This is a genomic window from Poseidonocella sedimentorum (assembly GCF_900116005.1).
Classification (GTDB): Bacteria; Pseudomonadota; Alphaproteobacteria; order Rhodobacterales; family Rhodobacteraceae; genus Poseidonocella; species Poseidonocella sedimentorum.
The window spans coordinates 49,675-71,104 of record NZ_FOYI01000010.1 but is presented as its reverse complement, the minus strand read 5'-3'; the positions used below and the strand labels follow the sequence as shown (position 1 = coordinate 71,104).

Genomic DNA, 21,430 nt, shown 5'->3' with positions numbered 1-21,430 from the left:
GCGGCGGCTAGCGTTCGAGAAACCGCGCCATGCGGCGGGCCCATTCCTCCCTGTCAGAGAGCGTTTCGATCATCGCCTCCGGTTTGTCCCGGTTTTGCGCGCCCGGGCTCGCGGCGAGGCTGTCCCACGCGGCATCGAGCGCGGCGGGCAATGTGCTGTGCGGGGTGAGGCAGATGCGCGCGCCGAGGGCGGCAAGGTCGGTCTGGGGCGTGAGCCAGCGTGGCTGGGGGATGATCAGCGGCAAGCCGGCAGCCTCACCCGCCTGCGCGAGGGTCTCGGGATCGGGGGAGGCGGAGATGAAGAGCGCATCGGCCCCTGCCGCGCCGAAGGCCCTCGCGCGGGCGATCAGCGCCTCGGTCGATTGCAGCCTCGCGTTGGTGCGCGCCACGATGACGAATCCCGGGTCGGACCGGGCGTCGAGCGCGGCGCGGAGCTTGGCCTCGGCCTCCGCCAGCGGGATGAGGCGCGGGCCCGTTGCGCCAAAGGGCGCGGGCAGGTCGGTGTCCTCCAGCGTCATCCCGGCAACGCCGGCAACCTCCAGCTCCTCCACGCAGCGGCGCGCGTTGAGCGCATTGCCGAAACCGTGGTCGGCATCGACGAGGAGGGGCAGGGGGCCGCCCCGCGTGATGCGGCGGCAGAGCCCGGCGAATTCGTCGAGGCTCAGAAGCTGGTGATCCGGCGCGCCGAGCACCGCCAGCGCCGCGACCGACCCGCCCAGCATCGCCAGTGGAAACCCGAGTGCGCCCGCGGCGCGCATGCTCAGCGCATCGAACACGGAGGCGGGGCGGGCGCAACTCTCGCCCGCGAGGATGGCGCGCAGGGTGGCACGGGCCTTGGTGGGGCTCAGGGGATCAGCCACCTGCCCGCTCCCGCTTGTCCTGCGCCTCGCGCAGAAGCGCCGTCATGCGGTAGAACCCGTGCGCCATTTTCGAATAGGGCGTCAGCAGGAAGAAGGTCAGGACCGAGCCGAGGTGCAACGCCAGCAGCGGGCCGGTCAGCCCGGTGCCGCGCACCGCGTAGAGCAGGAGGCCCGAGAGGCCGACGAAGCCGAGAAGCCAGATGAAGGCCCGCTCGCCCGAACTGCGCCCCGGCGTGCCGAGCGCGGGATCGGCCTTGGCCTTGAGTGCAAGCATCCCGGCGCAGCCTACGACGAGAAGGATGCCGCCCGGCACCCCGAGAAGCTTGGGCAGCGAGAAGACCCCGTAGGGCGCTTCCATGCCGAAGAGGTAGTGCAGCACCGTGCCCGAGGAGGTGGAGGCGAAGCAGAGCAGGAAGCCGTAGAGCACGGCCTGATGCACATGGCGGCGGGCGTCGGAAAAGCGCTCGGCTTTTTCGAAGTTGCAGCCCTGGCCCTGACCGCCATTGAGGTTGCGCATGCGCCCCGCGGCGAGCAGCGCCTCGCGCCAGTCGGGCAGGGCCAACCGACCGCCGCCCACTTCACGCCAGTAGCGGCGCAGCGAGACCCCGAGCGCGGCCAGCGGCAGCAGGAAGGCGGGCGCAAAGATCGCCACCATCGCGCCGTGGCCGAGGTAGGCATAAAACCCCTCGCCCTCGCCGGGCAGCGCGGCGATGACGGCAAAGAGCAGGGCAAATCCGGCGATCAGCGCCGCTGCGAGCGCATCCCCGCGGGACTGAAACAACCGCGCCAGCCCACCGGGCCAGGCCAGCCGCTCCCAGCTCTCGGCCCGCGCCGAGGCGAGCGCGCGCGGCAGGTTGAGCTCGAACTCATGCGGCGCGGTGTACTGGCAGGCGTAGTAGCAGCCCCGGCAATTGTGGCACAGATTGGCGAACTGGGTGATGTCCCCATCCGCGAAGACCTTGTCGCGGGTGATCGCCGGGAAGACGGCGCAGAACCCCTCGCAGTAGCGGCAGGCGTTGCAGATCTCCACCTGGCGGCGGGCTTCCTCCACCGGGTCCGTGGCGATCACGCCGGGATCGGTTTGCAGGCTGACGTCAAGCGACATGGGCGGCGGCCTCCTGACCCGCGATACGGCCGAAAACGGTGCCGATGGTCATCCCGAACCCGGCAAGGTAGCCCTGCCCGAGGATCGAGCCGGCCATCATCTCCCCGGCGCTCCAGATATTGTCATATGGCCCCTCGGGGCCGGTGGCGCGGGCCGTTTGGTCGACCTTCAACCCGAGATAGGTGAAGGTCACGCCGGGGCGCAGCGCATAGGCGTAGAACGGCGGCTCGGCGATGGGCCGGGCCCAGTTGGTCTTGGGCGGATCGAGGCCCTCGGTCGCCAGCCCGTCGAGCTGTTGCGGGTGAAACTCGCCGGCGCGGCAGGCGGCGTTGAACGTGGCGACCGTTTGCTCCACCGCCTCCACCGGCAGCCCGAGTTTTTCGGCCAGCGCGGGGATCGTGTCGGCCGTCACTGGCGGGTAGACCGAGGGCATGAAGAGGTCGATCGAGCGCGCGTCGATGATCGAATAGCCGACCTGATCGGGTTGGGCCGCGACCAGCCGGCCCCAGATCGCGTAGCGCTTGGGCCAGACGTCCTCGCCCTCGTCGTAAAACCGCTGGCCGTCCTTGTTCACCACGATGGAGAAGGGCACGCAGTCGAGCCGGGTGACGATCCCGCCATCGTATTTCGGCGCCCGCCCGTCGATGGCGACCGCGTGGCACTGTGTCGGATCGCCCACGGTTTCGGCCCCGTGGTCGAGCATGTCTTTCAGGACGACCCCGCGGTTGTACGGCGTGCCGCGGATGAGGAAGTTCTTCGCCGCCGGGCCCCAGGCCCGCGCGAGCCAGTCCAGATCGGACTGAAACCCGCCCGCCGCCAGCACTAAAGCGCGACCCTGGACCGTCAGCCGCTCACCCTGATAGTCGACCTCCACATGGGTCGCCCGCGCGCCCTCGATGCCCACATGGCGCACCGTGGCCTCATAGGCGACCGTCACGCCGAGATCGCCGGCGGTCAGGTAGTAGGCGTTCACGAGCGCCTTGCCGCCGCCGAGGAAGAAGGCGTTGGTGCGGTCGAGCGAGAGCGTGCCCGAGAGCGATTTTTGGAACCGCACCCCATGCGCTTGCATCCACGGCAGACAGGTCTCGGAGGTCCGGATCGCGTGGCGGGCGAGCGCCTCGTCGGTCTCGCCCTTGGTCACGCGCAGCAGGTCGGCCCAGAATTCCTCCTCGTCATAGGTCTCGACGAGGGGCCCAAGCGCCCCGTGGTGCATGCAGCGGAAATTGCGGGTGTGGCGCGAATTGCCGCCGCGATAGTCGCGCGGCGCGCCTTCGAGGATCAGCACCCGCGCGCCTGTCTCGGCGGCCTCGATCGCGGCGCAGAGCGCGGCATTGCCGCCGCCCACCACGACCACGTCCCAGACCTCGCCGGTCAGGGTTGCGGCATCGGCTTCGCTCATGGGGCGGCCTCCTCTGGCGTGGCGTGGCGCAGCATCCGAAGCCGCGCGAGCTGGGCGTTTTCCATGTGGCGCCGCATGGCAAGCTCCGCGCCCGCCCCGTCGCGGGCCTCAAGCGCCTCGATGACGGCGCCGTGTTCGGCGAAGGCCTCGCGCATGCGTTCGGGGAATTCCATCGCCGAAGGCCCGAGGATCAGCAACGTCTTTTCCACCGACACCGCCGCGCGGAGCAGGAAGCGATTGCGCGCGGCCTCCAGCAGGCGGGTGTGAAACTGACGGTTGAGCAGGACCTGCCCGGCGCTGTCGCCCGGGCTCCGGATCATCTCTTGATGGATCGACTTCAGCTCTTCGATTTCCATCGGTGAGGCCGCCCGCGCCGCAAGACGCGCGGCCGTGCCTTCCAGCACGGTGCGCATCTCGTAAAGCTCCATGATCTCAGAATAATCCAGAACCCGGACAATCGCGCCGGTGCGCGGCTGGTGATCGACGAGCCCCTCGGCCTCCAGCCGCCGGATCGCCTCGCGCACGGGCGTGCGGCTGGTCTGCAACCGCGCGGCGATGTCCGTCTCCAAGAGGCGTGCGCCGGGCGCAAGCGCGCCGGACCGGATTTCGTCGCAGAGCCGGGCATAGACGCTCTGGCCCTGCAGGCCCGCGCTTGGGGCGGGGTCTCCGGGAGGCGTGGGATTTTCGCTTTTCCTCATGCGTCCCGTCGTATACACGTGGATACAAATGCGTCAAGTCTTCGATTCTCCGATCCTCACCGCCTGGCTCTTGCGCGCGGGCACCTTGCTCCTCGCCGCTGTGGGCGCCGGGGTCTTTGCCCTGCTCGACCTGCCGCTTCCGTTTCTCTTCGGGCCGATGTTCGCCTGTCTCGCCGCCGCTCTGCTTGGCGCGCCCTTGCGCGGGGCGCCCCCGATTTCCAGCGCGGCGCGGACGATCCTCGGGGTTGCCGTGGGCGCCTCGATCACCGTCGAAGTGCTGCACCAGGTGCCGCAGATGGCGGGATCGGTGGCCTTCGTGCCGCTCTACATCGGCGCCATCGGGCTCATCGGCGTGCCCTATTTCCACAAGGTCTGCGGCTTCGATCTGCCGACGGCCTACTACGCGGCGATGCCCGGCGGGTTGCAGGACATGGTGCTCTTCGGTCAGGAAGCCGGGGCAGACGTGCGCGCGCTCTCGCTGATCCACGCGACGCGCGTGCTGGTGATCGTGACCATTGTGCCGGCCGTTCTGATCTATGTGTTCGAGAGCCCGCTTTCCGAACCCATCGGCGCCCCGGCGTCTGACCTGCCCCTGACCGAGCTTGCCCTGATGGCCGTCGCGGCGATCGGCGGCTGGCGCCTTGCGGCGCGCGTCGGGCTCTTTGGCGCGGCGATCCTCGGGCCGATGATCGTCACGGCGGCGCTCTCGCTCAGCGGGCTGATCGAGCACCGCCCCCCGCGCGAAGCGATCCTCGCGGCGCAGTTCTTCATCGGCATCGGGATCGGCGTGGGCTACGTCGGCGTCACGCTGCAGGAGCTGCGCAAGGTCGTGTTTTCCGGGATGGTCTTTGTCCTCATCCTCGCCGTGCTCGCCTTCATCGTGACCGAGATCGTGGTCCAGCTCGGGCTCGCCGCGCCGCTCGAAGGGTTCCTGTCCTTCGCGCCGGGCGGGCAGGCGGAGATGACCGTGCTGGCGATCATCGCGGGGGCCGATCTGGGCTTCGTGGTGGTGCACCACCTGCTCCGGCTGACGCTGGTGATCCTCGGCGCGCCCCTTGCCGCGGCGCTGCTTGGCCTGCGCGCCAAGCCCCCGCGCTGACCCTCAAGTTGAGTGAAGGAAATGAATGCAAGATATTCATAATATGCATTTGATTTATCCGCTCCTCCCCGCCATTCTTCCGCGACGGCAAAGGCGCATGGGAGCGCCCGAAGCCTGACGGATGCGGCTCCGCCGCAGTACGGACCAAAGGGAGGATATACCGTGCAACTCAAGTCCATCGCTGCCGCTGCTGCGGCAGGGGTCTTTGCCAGTGTTTCGGCGCAAGCTGTAGGCGCTCAGGATTTCGCCGGCGAGACCATCGAATATGTGATCCCCTTCTCGGAATCGGGCGGATCGGCGAAATGGGCCAACTTCTATGCGCCGCTCCTGAGCGAGGCACTGCCCGGATCGCCGACCATGGTCGTGCGCTATCGCCCCGGCGCGGGCTCGACCGAAGGCGCCAACTGGTTCCAGGGCCAGCAGGACGAAGGCGACGGCATGCTGATCTTCGGCGACAGCGGCTCGACCAAGTTCCCCTATCTGCTCGGCGATCCGCGCGTGCGCTATGAATATGCCGACTGGCAGCCGGTCGTGGCCTCGGCCACCGGCGGCGTGGTCTACCTGCCGCCCGATCTGGCGGAGCGTTACGACGGCGACATGGATGACCTCAAGGAGGAGTTCTACCTCTACGGCAGCCAGGGCGCGACGACGCTCGACCTCGTGCCGCTTCTGGCCTTCAAGATGCTCGGCCTTCAGGTCGATCCGGTCTTTGGCGTCAAGGGGCGCGGCGACGGGCGGCTGATGTTCGAGCGCGGCGAAGCCAACATCGACTACCAGACCTCCTCGGCCTATCTCGCCAATGTGACGCCGCTGGTGGAACAGGGGCTCGCGGTGCCGATCTTCTCCTGGGGCTCGTTGAATGAGGATGGCGTGATCGTGCGCGATCCGACCTTCCCGGATCTGCCGAGCTTCAAGGAAGTCTGCGAGGCGACCGAGGGCTGCGAGACCGAGGGCACCGCGTGGGACGCGTGGAAAGCCTTCTTCGTGGCCGGCTTTGCCAACCAGAAGACGATCTTCCTGCCGCAATCGGCGTCAGCCGAAGTCTATGATGCCTATGTCGCCGCCGCCAAGGAAGTGGTGAGCGCGCCCGATTTCGCCGAACGCGCGGAAGTGCAGCTTGGCGTCTACCCGCAGCTCGTTGGCGCACCGGCGGTCGAGGCCACCAAGCAGGCTACGGCGATCTCTCCGGAGGCCAAGAAATTCGTGCTCGACTGGCTGGCCGAAGACTACGGCATCACCATCGAGTGACCCTGCCGACCTGACCACCCGCCCGGCGCCCCACCGCGCCGGGCGATCCACGGCCCCAAGACCCGGAGACCGCCATGGTTGAGCTAATCCTGCCCGAGCTTGCATCCGCCTTCTCGATGATCTTCCAGCCGATGCAGCTGCTCTATCTTCTGGGGGGCGTGCTTCTCGGCCTCTCGATCGGGGTGCTTCCCGGGCTCGGCGGCATCGCCGGTCTCGCGCTGCTCCTGCCTTTCATGTACGGCATGGAGCCGGTCTCGGGCCTCGCGCTCATGGTCGGGCTGGTGGCGGTGATCCCCACCTCCGACACGTTTTCCTCCGTCCTGCTCGGCATCCCCGGCTCCTCGGCGAGCCAGGCGACCGTGCTTGACGGCTTCCCCCTCTCCAAACAGGGCCACGCCGCGCGCGCGCTCTCGGCCGCCTTCGTCTCGTCGCTTTTCGGCGGGCTCTTCGGCGCGATCATCCTCACCGGGTTCATCCTCGCGGCCCGGCCCCTGATCCTCGCCTTCGGCCTGCCCGAAATGCTGATGATCACCGTGCTCGGCATGTCGATGGTCGCCATCCTCGCGGGGCGGGTGCCGCTCAAGGGCGTGGTGGCGGCCGGGCTCGGCATCATGGTCGGGACGATCGGCGCGGCGCCGGCCGGCGGCTCGCTGCGCATGTCGACCTACGATCTGCCCTACCTCGTGGACGGGTTCCAGCTCGTGATCGTGGGCCTCGGGATCTATGCGATCCCCGAAATCGTCTCGCTCCTGCGCCGTGACGCGGCCATCGCCGAGGGCGGCACGCTGGGCGACGGCTGGCTTCGGGGCCTGCGCGACTGGTGGGAGAACAAGTGGCTGAGCCTGCGCTGCGCGGTGATCGGCGTCATCGTCGGCGTGATCCCGGGGCTCGGTGGCTCTGTGGTCGACTGGCTCGCCTATGGCTCGGCGGTCCAGACCGCCAAGGACCGTTCGAAATTCGGCCAGGGCGACATCCGCGGCGTCATCGCGCCCGAAAGCTCCAACAACGCCAAGGAGGGCGGCGGCCTCGTCCCCACCCTGATCTTCGGCATTCCCGGCTCCGGCAGCATGGCGATCTTCCTCGGCGGGCTTGCGCTGCTGAACATGACGCCGGGCCCCCAGATGGTCCGCAACGACCTCGACGTGACCTACACCATCGTCTGGTCGCTGGCGCTCGCCAACGTCTTCGGCGCGGGGCTGTGCATGTTCCTGTCGCCGCTCATCGCGCGGATGACGACGATCCGGTTCACCATCCTCGCGCCCTATCTCTTCATGATCATCGCCTTCGCGGCCTTTCAGTCGCGCCAGTCCTCGCTCGATCTCGCGGCGCTGCTGGGCATCGGCCTGATCGGCATACTGCTGCGCCGGTTCGACTTTTCCCGCCCGGCCTTCCTGATCGGTTTCGTGCTGTCGGGCCAGACCGAGGTCTTCGTCAACCAGGCGTTCCAGATCGCCGGCGCGCGGTTCCGCCGCTCGGCCGAAGCGGGCTGGGACTACCTCGCCTCACCGATCTCCATCGGGCTTCTGATCCTCACGCTGGTCTCGATCGTCGTCGGCATCCGGGCCTCCAAGAACATCCGCGAGAACATCTCCGCCCCGACGGCGGGCAAGACCGCGCCGCTGGTCTTCCTGCTCATCCTGACGGGCTACGTCGCCATCGCGACGTGGGACGCGTGGATGGTCGAGCGGCTGCAGGATCGTGTCTTCCCGCTCACGATGGGCCTTGTGACGCTGCTCGGCGCGGCCGGCCTGCTGCTGCGCATGACGCTGGCCCCGGAGACGGACGACGCCTTTATCGATCTCGAGGCGGGCGAAGAGGGCAAGGCGCCCCACGGGCTCTGGTCGACGCTGAGCTGGTTCCTCGGCCTGCTGCTGCTGACCTTCGCCTTCGGCCTCTTCATCGCGCTGACGCTGTTCCTGCTGTTCTTCTTCCGGTTGCGGGGCCGTTTCGGCTGGGGGACCTCGCTATTTGCCACGGCGCTCGGGCTCGGCTTCATCTGCGGTCTTGCCGCGATCCTCGGGCGCGACCTGCCGCCGGGCTACCTGCAGACGCTGGCCGAACTGCCCTGGCCGCTGACGTAAATCGCTGACAGAAGGCCCCGATCGCCATGACCCAGACCGCAATTCCCTATCTCTTCCTGCGCGGCGGCACATCGCGCGGGCCCTATTTCAACCGGGCGGACCTGCCGCAGGATCGCGAGACACTGTCGCAGGTGCTGATGACGGTCTGCGGCGCGGGGCATCCGCTCAACATCGACGGGATCGGCGGCGGCAACGCCGTCACCACAAAGGTCGCGATGCTCTCGCCCTCCGAGCGGGAGGATTGCGACGTCGACTATTTCTTTGCCCAGGTCGCGGTGGAGAAACGCGAGGTCGACTATCGGCCGACCTGCGGCAATATCCTCGTGGGCGTCGGCCCGGCGGCGATCGAAATGGGACTCGTCAAAGCGCAGGAGGGCGAGACCACGCTGCGCATCCACGCGGTCAACACCGGCGCCGTCGTCGAGGCACAGGTCCAGACGCCGGGCGGGCGGGTGAGCTACGAGGGCGAGACCGAAATCGCGGGCGTTCCGGGCACGGCCGCGCCGATCAAGCTCGCCTTCATGGAAACCGTCGGCTCCGTCACCGGTGCGCTCCTGCCGACCGGCAGCCTGCGCGACGAGATCGACGGGATCGAGGTCACCTGCATGGATGTGGCCATGCCGGTGATGTTCGCCCGCGCCGCCGATTTCGGGATCACCGGCCATGAAACCCAGGCCGAGCTCGACGCCAATCCCGCGCTTTTCGAGCGGATGGAAGCGATCCGCCTCAAGGCCGGGGAGCTCATGGGGCTCGGCGACGTGGCGCAATCGGTGACGCCCAAGATCACGCTCCTGTCGCCGCCGCAGCACGGCGGGAGCATCACCGCGCGCTATTTCATGCCCTGGACGTGCCATCCGTCGATGGCCGTCACCGGCGCCCAATGCATCGCCGCCTGCGCGATCCAGCCCGGCACGGTGGCCGAGGGGCTGGCGCAGGGGCTCGGCGAGGCCGCGCCCGTGACCGTCGGCATCGAACATCCCGTCGGGACCTTCGAGGTGCTGGTCGATTTTGCGCCCGCCCCGGCCGGGATCGAGATCCGCTCCGCCGGGCTGGTGCGGACCGCACGCCTCATCGCCCGGGGCGAGGTCATGGTGCCGCGCGGCGTCTGGCCCGGAACCGCCTGACTGCCCCTGCAACCGCCACTCCGAACATCCCCCGAGGACCGCCTGAGGACCGCCGCATGACCGCCACTCCGCATGTCTTTGAAACGCTCGCCGAAGGGTTCGCCGCCGAAGGGGTCGAGACCTGTTTCGCGCTGCTGGGGGATGCCAACATGGCCTGGGCCGCGGCTCTGGCCGCGCGCGGGGTGCGCATGGTCTACCTGCGCCACGAGCATTGCACCGTCGCCGCCGCGACCGCCTGGGCACGCAAGACCGGGCGCGTCGGCATTGCCAGCGTGACCTGCGGGCCGGGGCTCACCCAGGTGCTGACGGCGCTGCCCGCGGCGGTGCGCGCGCGCATCCCGTTGGTCATCTTCGCCGGCGAATCCCCCCTCGGCGCCGCGTGGTACAATCAGGCCATCGACCAGGCCCCGTTCATCACCGCGACCGGCGCCCGCTACTGCCCGCTCCACCACATTCCGCGCATGGCCGACGGGGTCCGCGATGCCTTTGTCGAGGCGATCGAAGAGCGCGTGCCCGTTGTCCTCGGCGTTCCCTTCGACCTCCAGTCCGCGCGCCCCGAAACACCGCTGACCTTGCCGCCGCCTGCGGCCGAAATCCTGCCCCGTCTCGCGCCAATGCCGCCGCACCCCGAGGCGCTCACCGATGCCGCCGCGCGGATCTCGCAGGCCGGGAAGGTCGTGGTCATGGCCGGGCTTGGCGCGGCGGAGAGCGGTGCGGGCCCGGCCTGCGCGGCCCTCGCCGACCGGATCGGCGCGCTTTTGTGCACCACGTTGCCCGCGCGCGGGCTCTTTCACGGCGAGGCGTTCTCGATGGGCGTGGCGGGGGGCTTTTCCACCGCCGTGGCCCGCGCGGCCTTCGCCGAAGCCGATCTTGTGGTCGCGCTCGGGTGCCGGCTCACGCAGCACAATCTCGACAAGGGCAAACTCTTCCCCAAGGCTGACATCCTCCAGATCGACACCGCCCCGCGCGCCCGGAGCCAGGGCATGACCCCGGCGCAACACCACCTGCGCGGCGACGCGCGCCTGACGGCCGAAGCGCTGGCCGAAACGCTCCCGGCCCGGCCCGGCTGGCGCAGCCCCGCGCTCGCCCGCGCCATCGCCGAGACCCCGGCGGACACCGCCACTTTCGCCACCAATGACGGGCTGCTGGACCCGCGCGATGTGGTCACCGCGCTCGATGCGCTGTTGCCGCAGGGCTGGCAAATGGTGAATTCCTCCGGCCATTGCTCCTACTTCTTCGCTCAGATGGACCGCCCCTACGACAGGTTCCTGACCATCCGTGAGTTCGGCGCGATCGGCAACGGGCTCTCCTATGCCATGGGCGTCGCCGCCGCGCGGCCAGAGGATACGGTTGTGCTCTTCGACGGGGATGGCTCGCTGCTGATGCACGCGCAGGAGCTGGAGTCGATCCGCCGCGAGGGCATGAACATCCTCATCTGCGCGCTCAACGATTCCGCCTATGGCTCGGAGATCCACAAGCTGCGCGACGAGGGGCTTTCCGAAGAGGGCGCCGTCTTTGGCGAGACCGACCTTGCCGCCATCGCCCGCGGTTTTGGCCTCGGGGGGCACCGGGTGACGGACCTTTCCGCGCTGCCTGAGCTTATCGCGGAATTCACTGAGAGCGGCGGCGCCGCGCTCTGGGATTTCCCGATTTCCGACAAGGTCGCCTCGCCCGTGATCCGTCGCGCCCATCCCGGCGGGCACGTGGGCACCGAACACCCTGTTTCGCTGGAGCTCGACGCATGAAGGTCCATATCCTCGACGACTGGTACGACACGCTCCGCGCGCTTCCCGGCTTCGCCGCGCTGGAGGGCCATGAGGTCACGGTCTGGACCGACCGGCTGACCGATGAAACCGAGCTGGCCGACCGGCTCTCGGAGGCCGATGCGGTGGTGCTCTACCGTGACCGGACGGCGATCACGCCCTCCCTCGCCGCGCGCCTGACGGGGCCGAAACTCATCGCGATGCGCGGCCAGCATAGCCATGTGGACGCCGAGGCGCTCGCCCGCGCGGGCATCCTGTTTTGCGCGCACAAGGCCAAGGACGGCCCCTCGACCTCGACCGCCGAGCTGGCCTTCGGGCTGATCATCGCCGCGCTGCGATACCTGCCGGAGCAGATCGCCTCGGCCCGCGCCGGGCAGTGGCAGGGCGGGGCGCCGCTGGGGCGTAATGTGGGGGGCCGCGTGCTCGGGCTTTATGGCTACGGGCGCATCGCCGGGGCCGTCGCCGGGTTTGCCCGCGCCTTCGGGATGACGGTGCAGGTCTGGGCGAGCGACGAGGGCCGCGCCCGCGCGAAGGCCGAAGGGGCGCATGTACCCGAGAGCCGCGAGGCGTTTTTCGCAAGTTCTGACGTGATATCGCTGCACAAGCGCCTGACGCCGGAGACGCGCGGCGAGATATCGCAGGCGGACCTGATGGCCATGTCGCCCGAGAGCGTGTTGGTCAACACCTCCCGCGCGGGGCTGATCGCGCCGGGGGCGCTGCACGCGGCGCTGGAGGCCGGGCGCATCGGCCGCGCCGCGCTGGATGTCTTCGACGGCGAGCCGATCACCGATCCCGCCGATCCGCTCCTGTCGCATCCGCGCGTCATCCCGACGCCGCATGTGGGGTTCGTGACCGCCGAGGAGCTCGACCGCCAGTTCCGCGACATCTACGCGCTGATCAACGCCTATGCGGGCGGCGCACCGCAGCACATGGTCAACCCCGAGGTCTGGTCGCCGGAGCAGCGCTGAGCGCGGCCTGGGTCTCGAACCCGTCTTCCTGCATCGCCGTCTCGATCCGCGCCAGCAGTTCCGCCGCCCCGCTGCTCAGGGGTTGCCCGCGCCGCGAGACGACGCCGATACTGCGCTGCAGCCGGAGCCCCGCGATCGGGATTTCCACCAGCGACGCCGGGGCCATCGAAATGGCCGAGCGGGGCAGGATCGTGAGCGCCATGCCCTCGGTCACCAGCCGCATCGCCACCGTCGCGCTCTCTACCTCGTACTGCCAGCGCAGCCGGTCGCGCATCTCGCCGAAGGCGGTGTCGAGCAGCTGGCGGTTCTTGGATTGCGAGGAAATGCGCACCATCGCGCGCGACTCCAGATGCTCCAGCGTGACCTCAGCCTGCGCGGCGAGCGGATCGTCGTGGCGCAAGAAGAGCCGGTAATCCTCCTCCGCGAGCGGGCGCAGCCGCAGATCGGACAGCTCCGCCGACAGGATCGAGAGCCCGAATTCCGCCCGGCCGCTGCGCACCGCGTCGACGATCCGGCTGACCGGGATATCGAGCAGATCGAAGCTGAGCTCCGGGCGCTCTGCGTGCAAGGCCTTGAGCACCTTGGGCAAGAAGGCGTTGGCCAGCGTCGGCAGACAGGCGAAGGTGAAGCGGCGGCTGTTGTCGCGCGCGCCCATGCGCGCAGCCTCGTAAGTCTCGAACAGCGCCTTGAGCAGCCGGCGTGCATCCGGCAGAAGCGCGTGGCCCGAGGGCGAGAGCGACACCTCGCGGCTCGACCGGATCAGCAGCGCTGCGCCCAGATCGTCCTCGATCTTGCGCAACCTGTGGCTCAGGGCCGCCTGGCTGAGATTGAGCGCCTCTGCCGCGCGCTGAAAGGAGCCGTGTTCGGCGATGGCAACGAAGGCTTCGAGACCGAGATAGTCAACGCGCATGGGGCAATCCGTCTGTGGAGACCATGCCCGGAATTACAGGCGCGCGCGCGGATTTGAAACCGCCCATGCGCGCACCCGCAGAAAGGCGGATCAGTTGACCGGTTCGGCCACCTCTTCCAGCGCGCTTTCGGCGGTTTCCGCGGTGGTGCCGCGCGCCAGGACCTTCTCGCGCAGCCCTTCGAGATTGGTCAGCGACTGAAGGTGCAGGTAGCACAGTTCCAGCTCGTCGCCGGCGAACATCTGGGCCAGCGTGTCGCTGTCGATCGCCTTGAGCTTGGCGCGGTCGATCCGGTAGATCCCGCCGAGCCGTTTGGGCGTGTTGCCCGCATCGGGCACCAGCGCGGTGATCGGCTCCAGCAGGTCCAGTTCCTCGAGCCGCTTGCAGAACTGCATCGTGCGCAGGAATTGCGTCTGGTACTGGGTGGCGAAGCCGAGCATCCCGTCGAGATACTGGGTGCGCGTGCCCTCGGCATCGAACAGCCGCTCGCCGATCCCGTCCTCATTCAGCCCGTCAAAATCACTGTCGACACAAAGTGCCATGGTCGAGCCATCGGGCGAGCGCGCGAAGACGAAGGGATAGCGGCGCAGGAAGGCCGGCACATAGCGCCCGTCCCAGCTCCCGTCGGATTTGACAAAGAGGTTGGTGCCGTTTTCGACCCCGAGCACCGCGAAGGGGAACATGCCGTCTTCGGCCTTGGAGAACACGATGGTGAGATCGCGCGCCGCGGAGGCGAATTCGGCGGCGACAAGCGGCGCCGCGGCCAGACCGGCGGCGAAGTCGAAGCCCGAATTCTGGCGCACCGAGGTGTTCTTGTGAACCTCCACATTGATCGGCACGGCGTTGCTGTAGATCAACATTTGCTTCGTCATCTGAGTTTTCCCGGTGATGTCCTGTTCCAGCGCAGTCGGTGAGCGGGCTCAACCTGCGCGGGCAGTAAATTCCGGTTTGCGGCCGCTTGGCAACCGGTTTTATGGCGATTGTCCTGCTCTGCGGCGGGAAATCCACGGGCGGCCCCTCAGGGGGGCAATCGCTGCGCCCGGAGGGGGGCGCTTTTCGTTAATTGCTTGTTAACGGAAAATAATTTCCCTTTTTTGCCAAACGCGTTAAGAAGGTGCCAGTTTCGTGCTATCACTGTTTCCGCGACCCGTTTTCCGTAGAAGCCCTTTCACTCGAGGCTGCTGACTTTGGACCGTGACGACCGTATCTCCGATGAGGGGGACACCCCCGAGGAAACTTCTGACAAAGGCTACGGCCTAGAGACCTTGGAGCAGCGGTTGATGCTCTCGGGAGATCTGCCCGTGGCGGACGCGTCCGATGACGAGGCCCAGTCGGCCCCCGCGCAGATCGAGGCCGAGGAAAGCGCTTCCACCGAAGGATCGGCGGAGGCGGTTCCGATGGAGCCCGACCGGGGGACGCTTGTCCTGAAATCCGGAAGCGGCGGGAGCCGGGCGCTGGATGGGGACGCGCCGGTCACGGTCGAGGATGGTCAGCGGCTGGAGGGGCGCGGCGCGGTTGCGGGCGCTCTGGTCAACGAGGGCGAGGTCGCACCGGGCGACTCCCCCGGCCTTCTGCACGTCACGCAATTCACCCAGACGAGCGACGCCACCCTGATCAGCGAGATCGGCGGCACCACGGCGGGCGCTGCCGGGCAGGACGGGCTCGAGGGCTATGATCAGGTCGTCGTCTCCGGGCGCGCGGATCTCGCCGGCACGCTCGACATCGATCTCATCAGCGATTTCCGCCCCGTCGCGGGCCAGGTCTTCGACATCATGCGCTGGAGCGAGCGCAGCGGCGTCTTCACCAGCTACAACGGGCTCTACGCGGGTAACGGGCTGTTCCTCAAGCCGGAATACCTCTCCGATCGCCTGCGCCTCACGGCCACGGAAATCCCCGGGCTGGCGCAACTCGCGGTCCTCTCCGACGGGCTCGACACGGACGCCGGCCTTGCCGTCATCGACGCGTGGCTCACGGCGCTGGCCAACAACGAGGCGCGGGTCGGCCTGACGGTCAACGCGGCGCTCGACATGCCCGGATTGCGGCTCTCGGGCGAATGGGGGATCGAGGTCGCGCAATCGCCGGAAGGGGCAGTCACGACCTTCACCCTCGCGGACGGCAGCGCGAGCTGGCTCAGCGGCGATCTCGCGGGCGGGCTCACCGGGCTCTCGGGCAGCTATTCCTTTGGCGGCAGCACGACGACGACCCTCAGCTTCAGCGGCGAAGGCTCGGCCTCGGCCTATGGCGCGGCGGCGCTGTCGGGGGCGTTTTCGCTCGGCTTCGATGCGGGCGCGGACGCCCTCACCATCGCAGGCTCCGGCATCTCGGCACAGGTGGGAGCACCGGCCAACGGCCCGGCATTGAGCCTCAGCGGCGGGACACTTTCGGCGCGCTTTGCGCAAGGCGGCTTCGCCCTGGAAGCGACCGGGACCGCCGCGCTTGCGGGCCTCCGCGATGCCTCTCTCACGGGTCAGTTGCGCTATGCCGCAGATAGCCTCACCGGCGCCACCCGTCTCACCGCGCAGAACGGCCAGCTGACCCTGCCCGATCTGGGCAGTCTTACCGGCGATCTGAGCTTCGCGCTCGACACCACCACCGGCACCGACGGCCAGATGATCTCGGACCTCAGCTTCGGGGTGAGCGCGGCCAGCGGGGATCTTTCGCTCGGCGCGGTCGATCTGGCGCTCTCGGGCGGCGAGCTGGGGCTTCTGGTGCGCACCATCGGGCCCGAAAGCGGGCCGGGCCAGCGTCTGACCAGCTATGCCGTCGCGGGCACGGTGGATTTCACGCTCGCAGTGGATGATAGCCTCACGCTCACCGGCCAATCCGTCCGGATCGGCTGGAACGGCGCGGGGGCCGATATTGCCGAGCAGATCACGCTCGCCGATGGCGGGCTCCTCTTCCTTGAACTGACCGCAGACGAAAGCCGGATCAGCGGCGAGATTTCGGCGAGCATCGACGGCGTCGCCGAATTCTCCGGCGCGCTGACGCTCGACATCTCCTCGACCACGCGGCTCCTGTCGGACGGCGCGCTCGTGGCGGTGACGGAATACGCGCTGAGCGGCGTCGATGTCGCGGCGAGTTTTGGCGGCACCACCGGGTTCACCACGACGGGCGCGAGCTTCGGGCTGGTCTACGCCGCCGAGGCCGAGGGGGATCGCTCCTGGATCGCCTCGCGCGGGGCGCTCGGATCGGTGCGCGTGGCGGGCTACCTGCTCGATGGGCTGGCGGATGCCGATCTCGGCGACTGGTCGATCAACCGCGCGGTGGCCGGGGCGGTCGCGGAGGCGCCGACGCTCGATCTGACCGACGCTGTCTCCTTCGATCTTGCCGATGGCTCGACCCTGCTGCTCGATCAGGTGGGCGAGGTCTTCACCCTGCCGGTCTCCGGTCGGCTCGCCCTCGGGGGCACCGAGCTTTCGGGCGCCATGACCCTGAGCTACGACCGCACGGACCAGAGCTGGACCGCGACGCTCGCCGATGTCTCCTGGGCGCTGGCGGCGGGGCAGGTCTCGCTCGCGATCGCGCAAGGCAGCGGGAGCCTGCGGATCAACGCCGACCGGACGCGCTCGGGCAGCCTCTCGGGCGATATCGCGCTGTCGGGGCTTGGCGGCGTGACGCTCGACGCCACCGCCAGCGTCGACTTTTCGGATGATGACGGCAGCCTCACGGTCAGCGCCGCCGGGGTCCTCGGGCTCGACGGGTTCGCCCGGATCAGCGGCGTTTTCACCCTCGCCAAGGCCCAGACAGCCACCGGGCCCGAGCTGCGCATCAGCGCCGCCGGGGCCGAGATCCGCGCCGGTCAGGACGGCGCCGAAGTGGTGGTCAACAACGCCTCTTTCGCCGCGCTCACCGCCCTCGGCGCAACCGGGGAGACCGGGCTCGCTGCCGTGGCGCAGGGCTCTGTGTCGCTCGTCGGGCCGGGCGACAGCATCAGCCTGACGGCCGATAGCGCCGCGCTTGAGGTCAACACGCTCGGCCGCGCGCTGAACACCACCATCGGCGGTCAGGCCCTGAGTTTCGACGACGCCTCCGAACGCCACCTCCTGCGGCTGCAGGAGGCCGAGCTGAGCTTCGGCGACGACGTGACGCTCGGCGGCTCGCTCGTGGTCGAGGCGCGCACCCGCCGGGTCGGCGCGGTGGATCAGCAAGAGCTCACATTCGGCTTCGAGGATATGCGCGCGAGCGGCATCACGCTCGGTTCGGCAAGCGCCGAGCTGACCGACGGGCGCGGCGCGGCCGTGGTCTTTGTCGATGCCGACGATGCGCTGCGCTATGCGGTGACGGCCTCGGGGACGGCGGCGCTCAGCGGGCTCAGCGGCGTGTCGCTCTCGGCCGAAAACCTCAGCTTCTCGCTCAACAACTCCGGCGCGGCGATCGAAACGGTGGTCAAGACCGCAAGCGGCAGCATCGCCCTCTCGCAAGGGCTCGATGAAAAGCGCCTGAGCGGCACGGCGCTGGCCGAAATCGACGGGATCCTGAGCCTTGGCGGCGAAATCTTCATCGAAAGCCGCGCGGCCGAAGAGGTCACGCTGCGCCAGGAGGCCACGGGCGGCGCCGTGACCACCTCCACCGCCGAGGTCACGCAGCTGGTGATCGGCGGGGCGGATCTTTCCATGTCGGTCATCGCGGGGGGGGCGGAGGTCACCATCGGCGATGCCAACCTCGCGCTCGTGCTGTCCGACGAGGTCGGCGGCGATGGCCGCTGGCTCACCGCGACGGCGACGCTCTCGGAGGCCCGCGCGGGGCTTCTGGTCGAGGCCGAGATCAATTCCGCAATGCTCGACATCAACCGCGCGCTGACAGCGGACGGCGCGCTTGCAGACCGCGGCGCGGCGGTGATCGACTGGTCGGGCGAGGCGCAGGAACTGCTGAGCTTCGACGACGGGACCTCGCTGGTGCTGGGCACCGAGGTCGAGCGCTTCTCCACGGCGATTGACGGCGCGCTGCACCTTGGCGGCGCGGCGCTCGCGGGCGTGGTTCAGATCCGCGAATACACCGATCCGGCCGGCACGCAGGGCTGGCAGATCGCCATCGGAGAGGCCTCGCTCTCGCTGGAAGCGGGCGGGGTTGGCGCCGCGATCAACGATGTGGCCGGCGCCTTCTACCTCACCGGCAGCGGCGAGGATGCGTTGCTCATGGGCGGCGTCTCCGGCGTCGGCGCGGTCACCGGCGTCGATGGCGTCACGGCGACGGGCACCCTTGCGGCGAGTTTCGACGCGGGCGAGATCGTGCTCGCCGGCGATCTGGACATCGCGGTCGACGGCGTCGCGCGGCTTTCGGGCAGCGTTGCGATCCGGCAGGTGGACGCGGTCAGCGGCCAACCGATCGAGACCTTCACCGAGCTTGCGGGGGCCGAGGGCGGCATTTCCGAAGAGCAGGACTCCGGCGGCGAGACCAGCAACACCCGTTTTGTCTTCCGCCTCGCGGATACGAGCACCGGAATCGCGCGCGAGGGCACCTACAGTTTCGCCTTCAACGGCGCGGGCGCGACCATTTCGACGCTCGACGCCGAGGGCCAGCCGATCAGCGACGCGGTCTTGCGCGCGCGGATTCTCAACGGGTTGACGGCCCTGCCCGCGATCGGCGCGGGCGATCTGTCGGTCACCGGCTCGCGGGCCGAGGGGTTCACCCTCGATTTCGGCGGAAGCTTCGCCGGGCGGGCGGTCGGACTGGCCGCCACGTCCTCGGCCGCGGGCCTCTGGATGCAGGCGCCGGAAGTTGCGGCCGGCGCGGCGGCCTGGGGGCTCACGCGGCTCATCGCGGCGGCGCGCCAGCCGGTCGATGCGGTGCAGGATATCGCGCTCGATCAGGTCTCGGGCAGCGGCCAGAGCTTCACCCTCACCATCGGTGGCCAGACCACCGGCCCGATTGCGCTGGTGGACAGCGACACGCGCCAGTCGGCGCGCCATGTGCTCACCCTGACCCCGGGCGGCGATCGCGCCGCGCAGATCTGGTTCGAAACCGGGGCGGGGCGGAGCGAGAAGATCCGCCTGCCGCAGGATGATGCCGATCTGGCCGTCGCGGTCGAGGCGGCGCTGGAGAGCCTCTTCGGGGCGGGCACGGTCAGCGCGACCCTGCTGCAATCGGATGCGGACGGCACACAGATTGCGCTCGACTACGGTGGCGATCTGGCCGGGCTCGCAGTGGATCTGCCGGGCGTCGTGTCCTCCTCGGATGCGGTCACGGCGGAGCTTGCGGAGACGCAGACCGGCGGGCCGGGCTATGCGCTCACCGATCAGGCCGAGCGGATCGCCGAGGCCATCGAAGCGGTTCTTGGCGCCGGCACGGTCGAGGTCAGCGCGGTCGCGGGCGAGACGCCGGGCGCGGGGACTTTCCGCGTCGGCTTCATCGGCACCATGGCGGGCCAGGCCGTTGCGCCGATCACCGCCACGGCCGATGCGGGCCTTGAGATCAACATCGCTGACGTGACCAGCGGCGGCCCGGCGGCGGGCAGCGAACAGCGCGTGATCCTGCCGATCGGGGCTGCGGAAGATACCGTCCGGCTGACGGTCTTCGATGGCACAACCACCTACCAGACCGCGCCGATCCTGATCGGGGCGACCGCGGCCACGGTCCGCGCGGCGCTTCTCGCGGCGGAGGACGCCAGTGGCGCAAGCTTCGGCGGCAGCGGCGCGGACGTGACCGTCACGGCGGCGGAAGCGGGCGGTCTCGCTCAGTGGGACATCAGCTTCGGCGGGCGGCTCGACGGCGTCACGTTGGGACAGATCACCGCCGAATTGCTCGGCGCGCCCACTGCGGCGAGCGCGGCGCTGGAGCGCGTGAACATCGGTGCCACCACCGACGCCGTGCAGCGGCTCGACCTTTCCGGCGCGGGGCTGGTGCGGTTCTCGATCGAAGGGCGCGACGGCAATTCCACGGTGATCGACGCGGCCACGCTCGATGCCGAAACCCTCGCCACCATCCTCGGCTCGTTGCCCGCCATCGGGCAGGCCTCGGCCCTCGACATCGCGGCGGTCTCCGGCCAGCCGGGAGTCTTTGACATCACTTACACCGGCGCGCTCGCGGACCAGACGCGCGCGCCGATCCTCGTCTCCGCGGTGCACGAACTCATCATCGGGCCGGATGCGGACCGGGTTGCGCTGCGGCTCGGCGAGGAGGCGTGGTCCGGCCTGGCCGAGATTGCCGATCTTGACGGCGCGGGCGTCGCGGCGGCGCTGAAGGGCCTTCTGGCTCAAATGCCGGGGCTCAGCGCCGAGACCCTGCGGGTCAGCGATGCCGGCGATGGGACCTATCATGTGAGCCTCACCGGCGCGCTCGCCGGGGCCGATATCGACGGGCTTTCGGTGCTGGTGCAGCAGATCCCCGTGGCCGTGCCCGGACGGATCCAGATCGGCGCGACCGGTGTGACCGGCGCTCTTGGCGACAGTGGCAGCGTCGGGTTCACCCTCGCCGAAGGATCGCTCGCGCTCCTGTTGACCGACGCGGCGGACGGCAGCGCCGGCTACGCGCTGGAGGCGGCGGGCACGGTAACGCTCAGCGGCTTTGGCGACGCGGTGGCCATGGAAGCCAGCGGCGAGCTCCGCGTCAACACGCTCGGCGCCGCGGTCGAGGAAACCATCGCCACCGGGCTTTCGACCACCGCAGAGCTCAGCTTCGACGGCACGCAGGACGTCCAGGAGCTTTCGATCGGCAGCGGCAGCATCACCGTCGACGGGCTCGGCACGCTCTCCGGCGCGCTGCTCGTCACGCGGAGCCAGACCATCGTCGACGGCACCACCCAGACCGCCCTGACCATCGGGCTCGATCGGGTGTCCGGCGGGCTCACTCTCGGCCCCGCGACGGCCAATCTCAGCGACGGGCGCGGCGCGCTGCTCCTGCGCCACGACATCGACAGCGACGGCAACGTCACCCTGCGCCGCGCGGTGCAGGCGGAGGGCGATGTTGCGGTCAATGGCCTGTCGGGCATCACGCTGGCCGCCACTGATCTGGCCATCGCGTGGAACAACTGGGGCGCGGATCTGGCGCGCAACGTCGAGACGCCGGACGGCAGCTACGCGGTCGAGATGCTCGCGGGCGAGCAGCGGTTGCGCGGGCAGGCGGTTGCGCGGATTGACGACGTGATTTCCGTCTCCGGCAAGCTCTTCATCGAGAACCGCGAGGGCGTTTCGGTCCTGCTTGCCGATGGCAGCAGCGTTGTGACCGACCAGCTCGTTTTCG

Annotated in this window: 13 protein-coding genes (1 of these 13 cut by a window edge); 7 read left to right on the top strand and 6 right to left on the bottom strand. The window is 69.2% G+C overall.

Annotation, left to right across the window (positions count from 1 at the left end):
- Window positions 1-7: 7 nt before the first annotated feature.
- The 4 genes from BM353_RS13215 to BM353_RS13200 are packed head-to-tail and all read right to left on the bottom strand — an operon-like array spanning window position 8 to window position 4,061.
- A complete protein-coding gene (locus BM353_RS13215) occupies window positions 8-859 on the bottom strand; it encodes an isocitrate lyase/PEP mutase family protein (protein WP_092081666.1) in 852 nt (283 codons plus the stop codon).
- The gene (gene tcuB / locus BM353_RS13210; protein ID WP_092081664.1) at window positions 852-1,964 is read right to left on the bottom strand and encodes a tricarballylate utilization 4Fe-4S protein TcuB; all 1,113 of its coding nucleotides are present in this window, start codon (window positions 1,962-1,964) and stop codon (window positions 852-854) included. The genes BM353_RS13215 and tcuB overlap by 8 nt, the downstream gene beginning before the upstream one ends.
- Window positions 1,954-3,363, bottom strand: a complete 1,410-nt coding sequence (gene tcuA / locus BM353_RS13205) for an FAD-dependent tricarballylate dehydrogenase TcuA (protein ID WP_092081662.1) — start codon at window positions 3,361-3,363, stop codon at window positions 1,954-1,956. Before tcuA ends, tcuB begins: the two co-directional genes overlap by 11 nt.
- Window positions 3,360-4,061, bottom strand: coding sequence for a GntR family transcriptional regulator (locus BM353_RS13200; RefSeq protein WP_092081660.1), 702 nt, complete (start codon window positions 4,059-4,061; stop codon window positions 3,360-3,362). The genes tcuA and BM353_RS13200 overlap by 4 nt, the downstream gene beginning before the upstream one ends.
- A 28-nt stretch (window positions 4,062-4,089) precedes the next feature.
- Here BM353_RS13200 and BM353_RS13195 point away from each other — a divergent pair, with 28 nt between their 5' ends.
- From BM353_RS13195 to BM353_RS13170, 6 genes are all read left to right on the top strand, one after another.
- Window positions 4,090-5,160, top strand: coding sequence for an AbrB family transcriptional regulator (locus BM353_RS13195; RefSeq protein ID WP_092081658.1), 1,071 nt, complete (start codon window positions 4,090-4,092; stop codon window positions 5,158-5,160).
- A 162-nt stretch (window positions 5,161-5,322) separates the two neighbouring features.
- Window positions 5,323-6,408: a tricarboxylate transporter gene (locus BM353_RS13190; RefSeq protein WP_092081657.1), complete on the top strand. Its 1,086-nt coding sequence runs from the start codon at window positions 5,323-5,325 to the stop codon at window positions 6,406-6,408.
- Window positions 6,409-6,482: 74 nt separating this feature from the next.
- Window positions 6,483-8,489 (top strand): tripartite tricarboxylate transporter permease, encoded by a 2,007-nt coding sequence (locus tag BM353_RS13185; protein WP_092081655.1) that lies wholly within the window; start codon window positions 6,483-6,485, stop codon window positions 8,487-8,489.
- A 26-nt stretch (window positions 8,490-8,515) separates the two neighbouring features.
- Complete coding sequence (locus BM353_RS13180) at window positions 8,516-9,613, top strand: 4-oxalomesaconate tautomerase (RefSeq protein WP_092081653.1); 1,098 nt, start codon at window positions 8,516-8,518, stop codon at window positions 9,611-9,613.
- A 56-nt stretch (window positions 9,614-9,669) separates the two neighbouring features.
- Window positions 9,670-11,358 (top strand): thiamine pyrophosphate-binding protein, encoded by a 1,689-nt coding sequence (locus BM353_RS13175; protein WP_092081651.1) that lies wholly within the window; start codon window positions 9,670-9,672, stop codon window positions 11,356-11,358.
- Complete coding sequence (locus BM353_RS13170; RefSeq protein ID WP_092081650.1) at window positions 11,355-12,344, top strand: D-2-hydroxyacid dehydrogenase family protein; 990 nt, start codon at window positions 11,355-11,357, stop codon at window positions 12,342-12,344. The genes BM353_RS13175 and BM353_RS13170 overlap by 4 nt, the downstream gene beginning before the upstream one ends.
- On the opposite strand, the gene BM353_RS13165 is transcribed toward BM353_RS13170, so the two are convergent.
- Together BM353_RS13165 and BM353_RS13160 are read right to left on the bottom strand one after the other, a co-directional pair.
- Window positions 12,310-13,254: a LysR family transcriptional regulator gene (locus BM353_RS13165; protein WP_092081648.1), complete on the bottom strand. Its 945-nt coding sequence runs from the start codon at window positions 13,252-13,254 to the stop codon at window positions 12,310-12,312. The two genes, BM353_RS13170 and BM353_RS13165, sit on opposite strands and share 35 nt — an antisense overlap.
- A gap of 90 nt (window positions 13,255-13,344) precedes the next feature.
- Window positions 13,345-14,124: a SapC family protein gene (locus BM353_RS13160; RefSeq protein ID WP_092081646.1), complete on the bottom strand. Its 780-nt coding sequence runs from the start codon at window positions 14,122-14,124 to the stop codon at window positions 13,345-13,347.
- A gap of 315 nt (window positions 14,125-14,439) precedes the next feature.
- Between BM353_RS13160 and BM353_RS13155 the strand changes: the two genes are divergently transcribed.
- A protein-coding gene (locus tag BM353_RS13155) for an Ig-like domain-containing protein (protein ID WP_092081644.1) crosses the window boundary here: on the top strand, window positions 14,440-21,430 show its 5' portion. The gene runs 46,382 nt beyond the window's last position; only the first 6,991 of its 53,373 coding nucleotides appear in the window; it begins with the start codon at window positions 14,440-14,442; the stop codon falls past the right edge of the window.

Bases quoted from the DNA above. Each gene is read 5' to 3' on its own strand.
- tcuB (WP_092081664.1), bottom strand. From the start codon at position 1,964: ATGTCGCTTGACGTCAGCCTGCAAACCGATCCCGGCGTGATCGCCACG.
- tcuA (WP_092081662.1), bottom strand. From the start codon at position 3,363: ATGAGCGAAGCCGATGCCGCAACCCTGACCGGCGAGGTCTGGGACGTG.
- BM353_RS13200 (WP_092081660.1), bottom strand. From the start codon at position 4,061: ATGAGGAAAAGCGAAAATCCCACGCCTCCCGGAGACCCCGCCCCAAGC.
- BM353_RS13195 (WP_092081658.1), top strand. From the start codon at position 4,090: ATGCGTCAAGTCTTCGATTCTCCGATCCTCACCGCCTGGCTCTTGCGC.
- BM353_RS13185 (WP_092081655.1), top strand. From the start codon at position 6,483: ATGGTTGAGCTAATCCTGCCCGAGCTTGCATCCGCCTTCTCGATGATC.
- BM353_RS13180 (WP_092081653.1), top strand. From the start codon at position 8,516: ATGACCCAGACCGCAATTCCCTATCTCTTCCTGCGCGGCGGCACATCG.
- BM353_RS13175 (WP_092081651.1), top strand. From the start codon at position 9,670: ATGACCGCCACTCCGCATGTCTTTGAAACGCTCGCCGAAGGGTTCGCC.
- BM353_RS13170 (WP_092081650.1), top strand. From the start codon at position 11,355: ATGAAGGTCCATATCCTCGACGACTGGTACGACACGCTCCGCGCGCTT.
- BM353_RS13165 (WP_092081648.1), bottom strand. From the start codon at position 13,254: ATGCGCGTTGACTATCTCGGTCTCGAAGCCTTCGTTGCCATCGCCGAA.
- BM353_RS13160 (WP_092081646.1), bottom strand. From the start codon at position 14,124: ATGACGAAGCAAATGTTGATCTACAGCAACGCCGTGCCGATCAATGTG.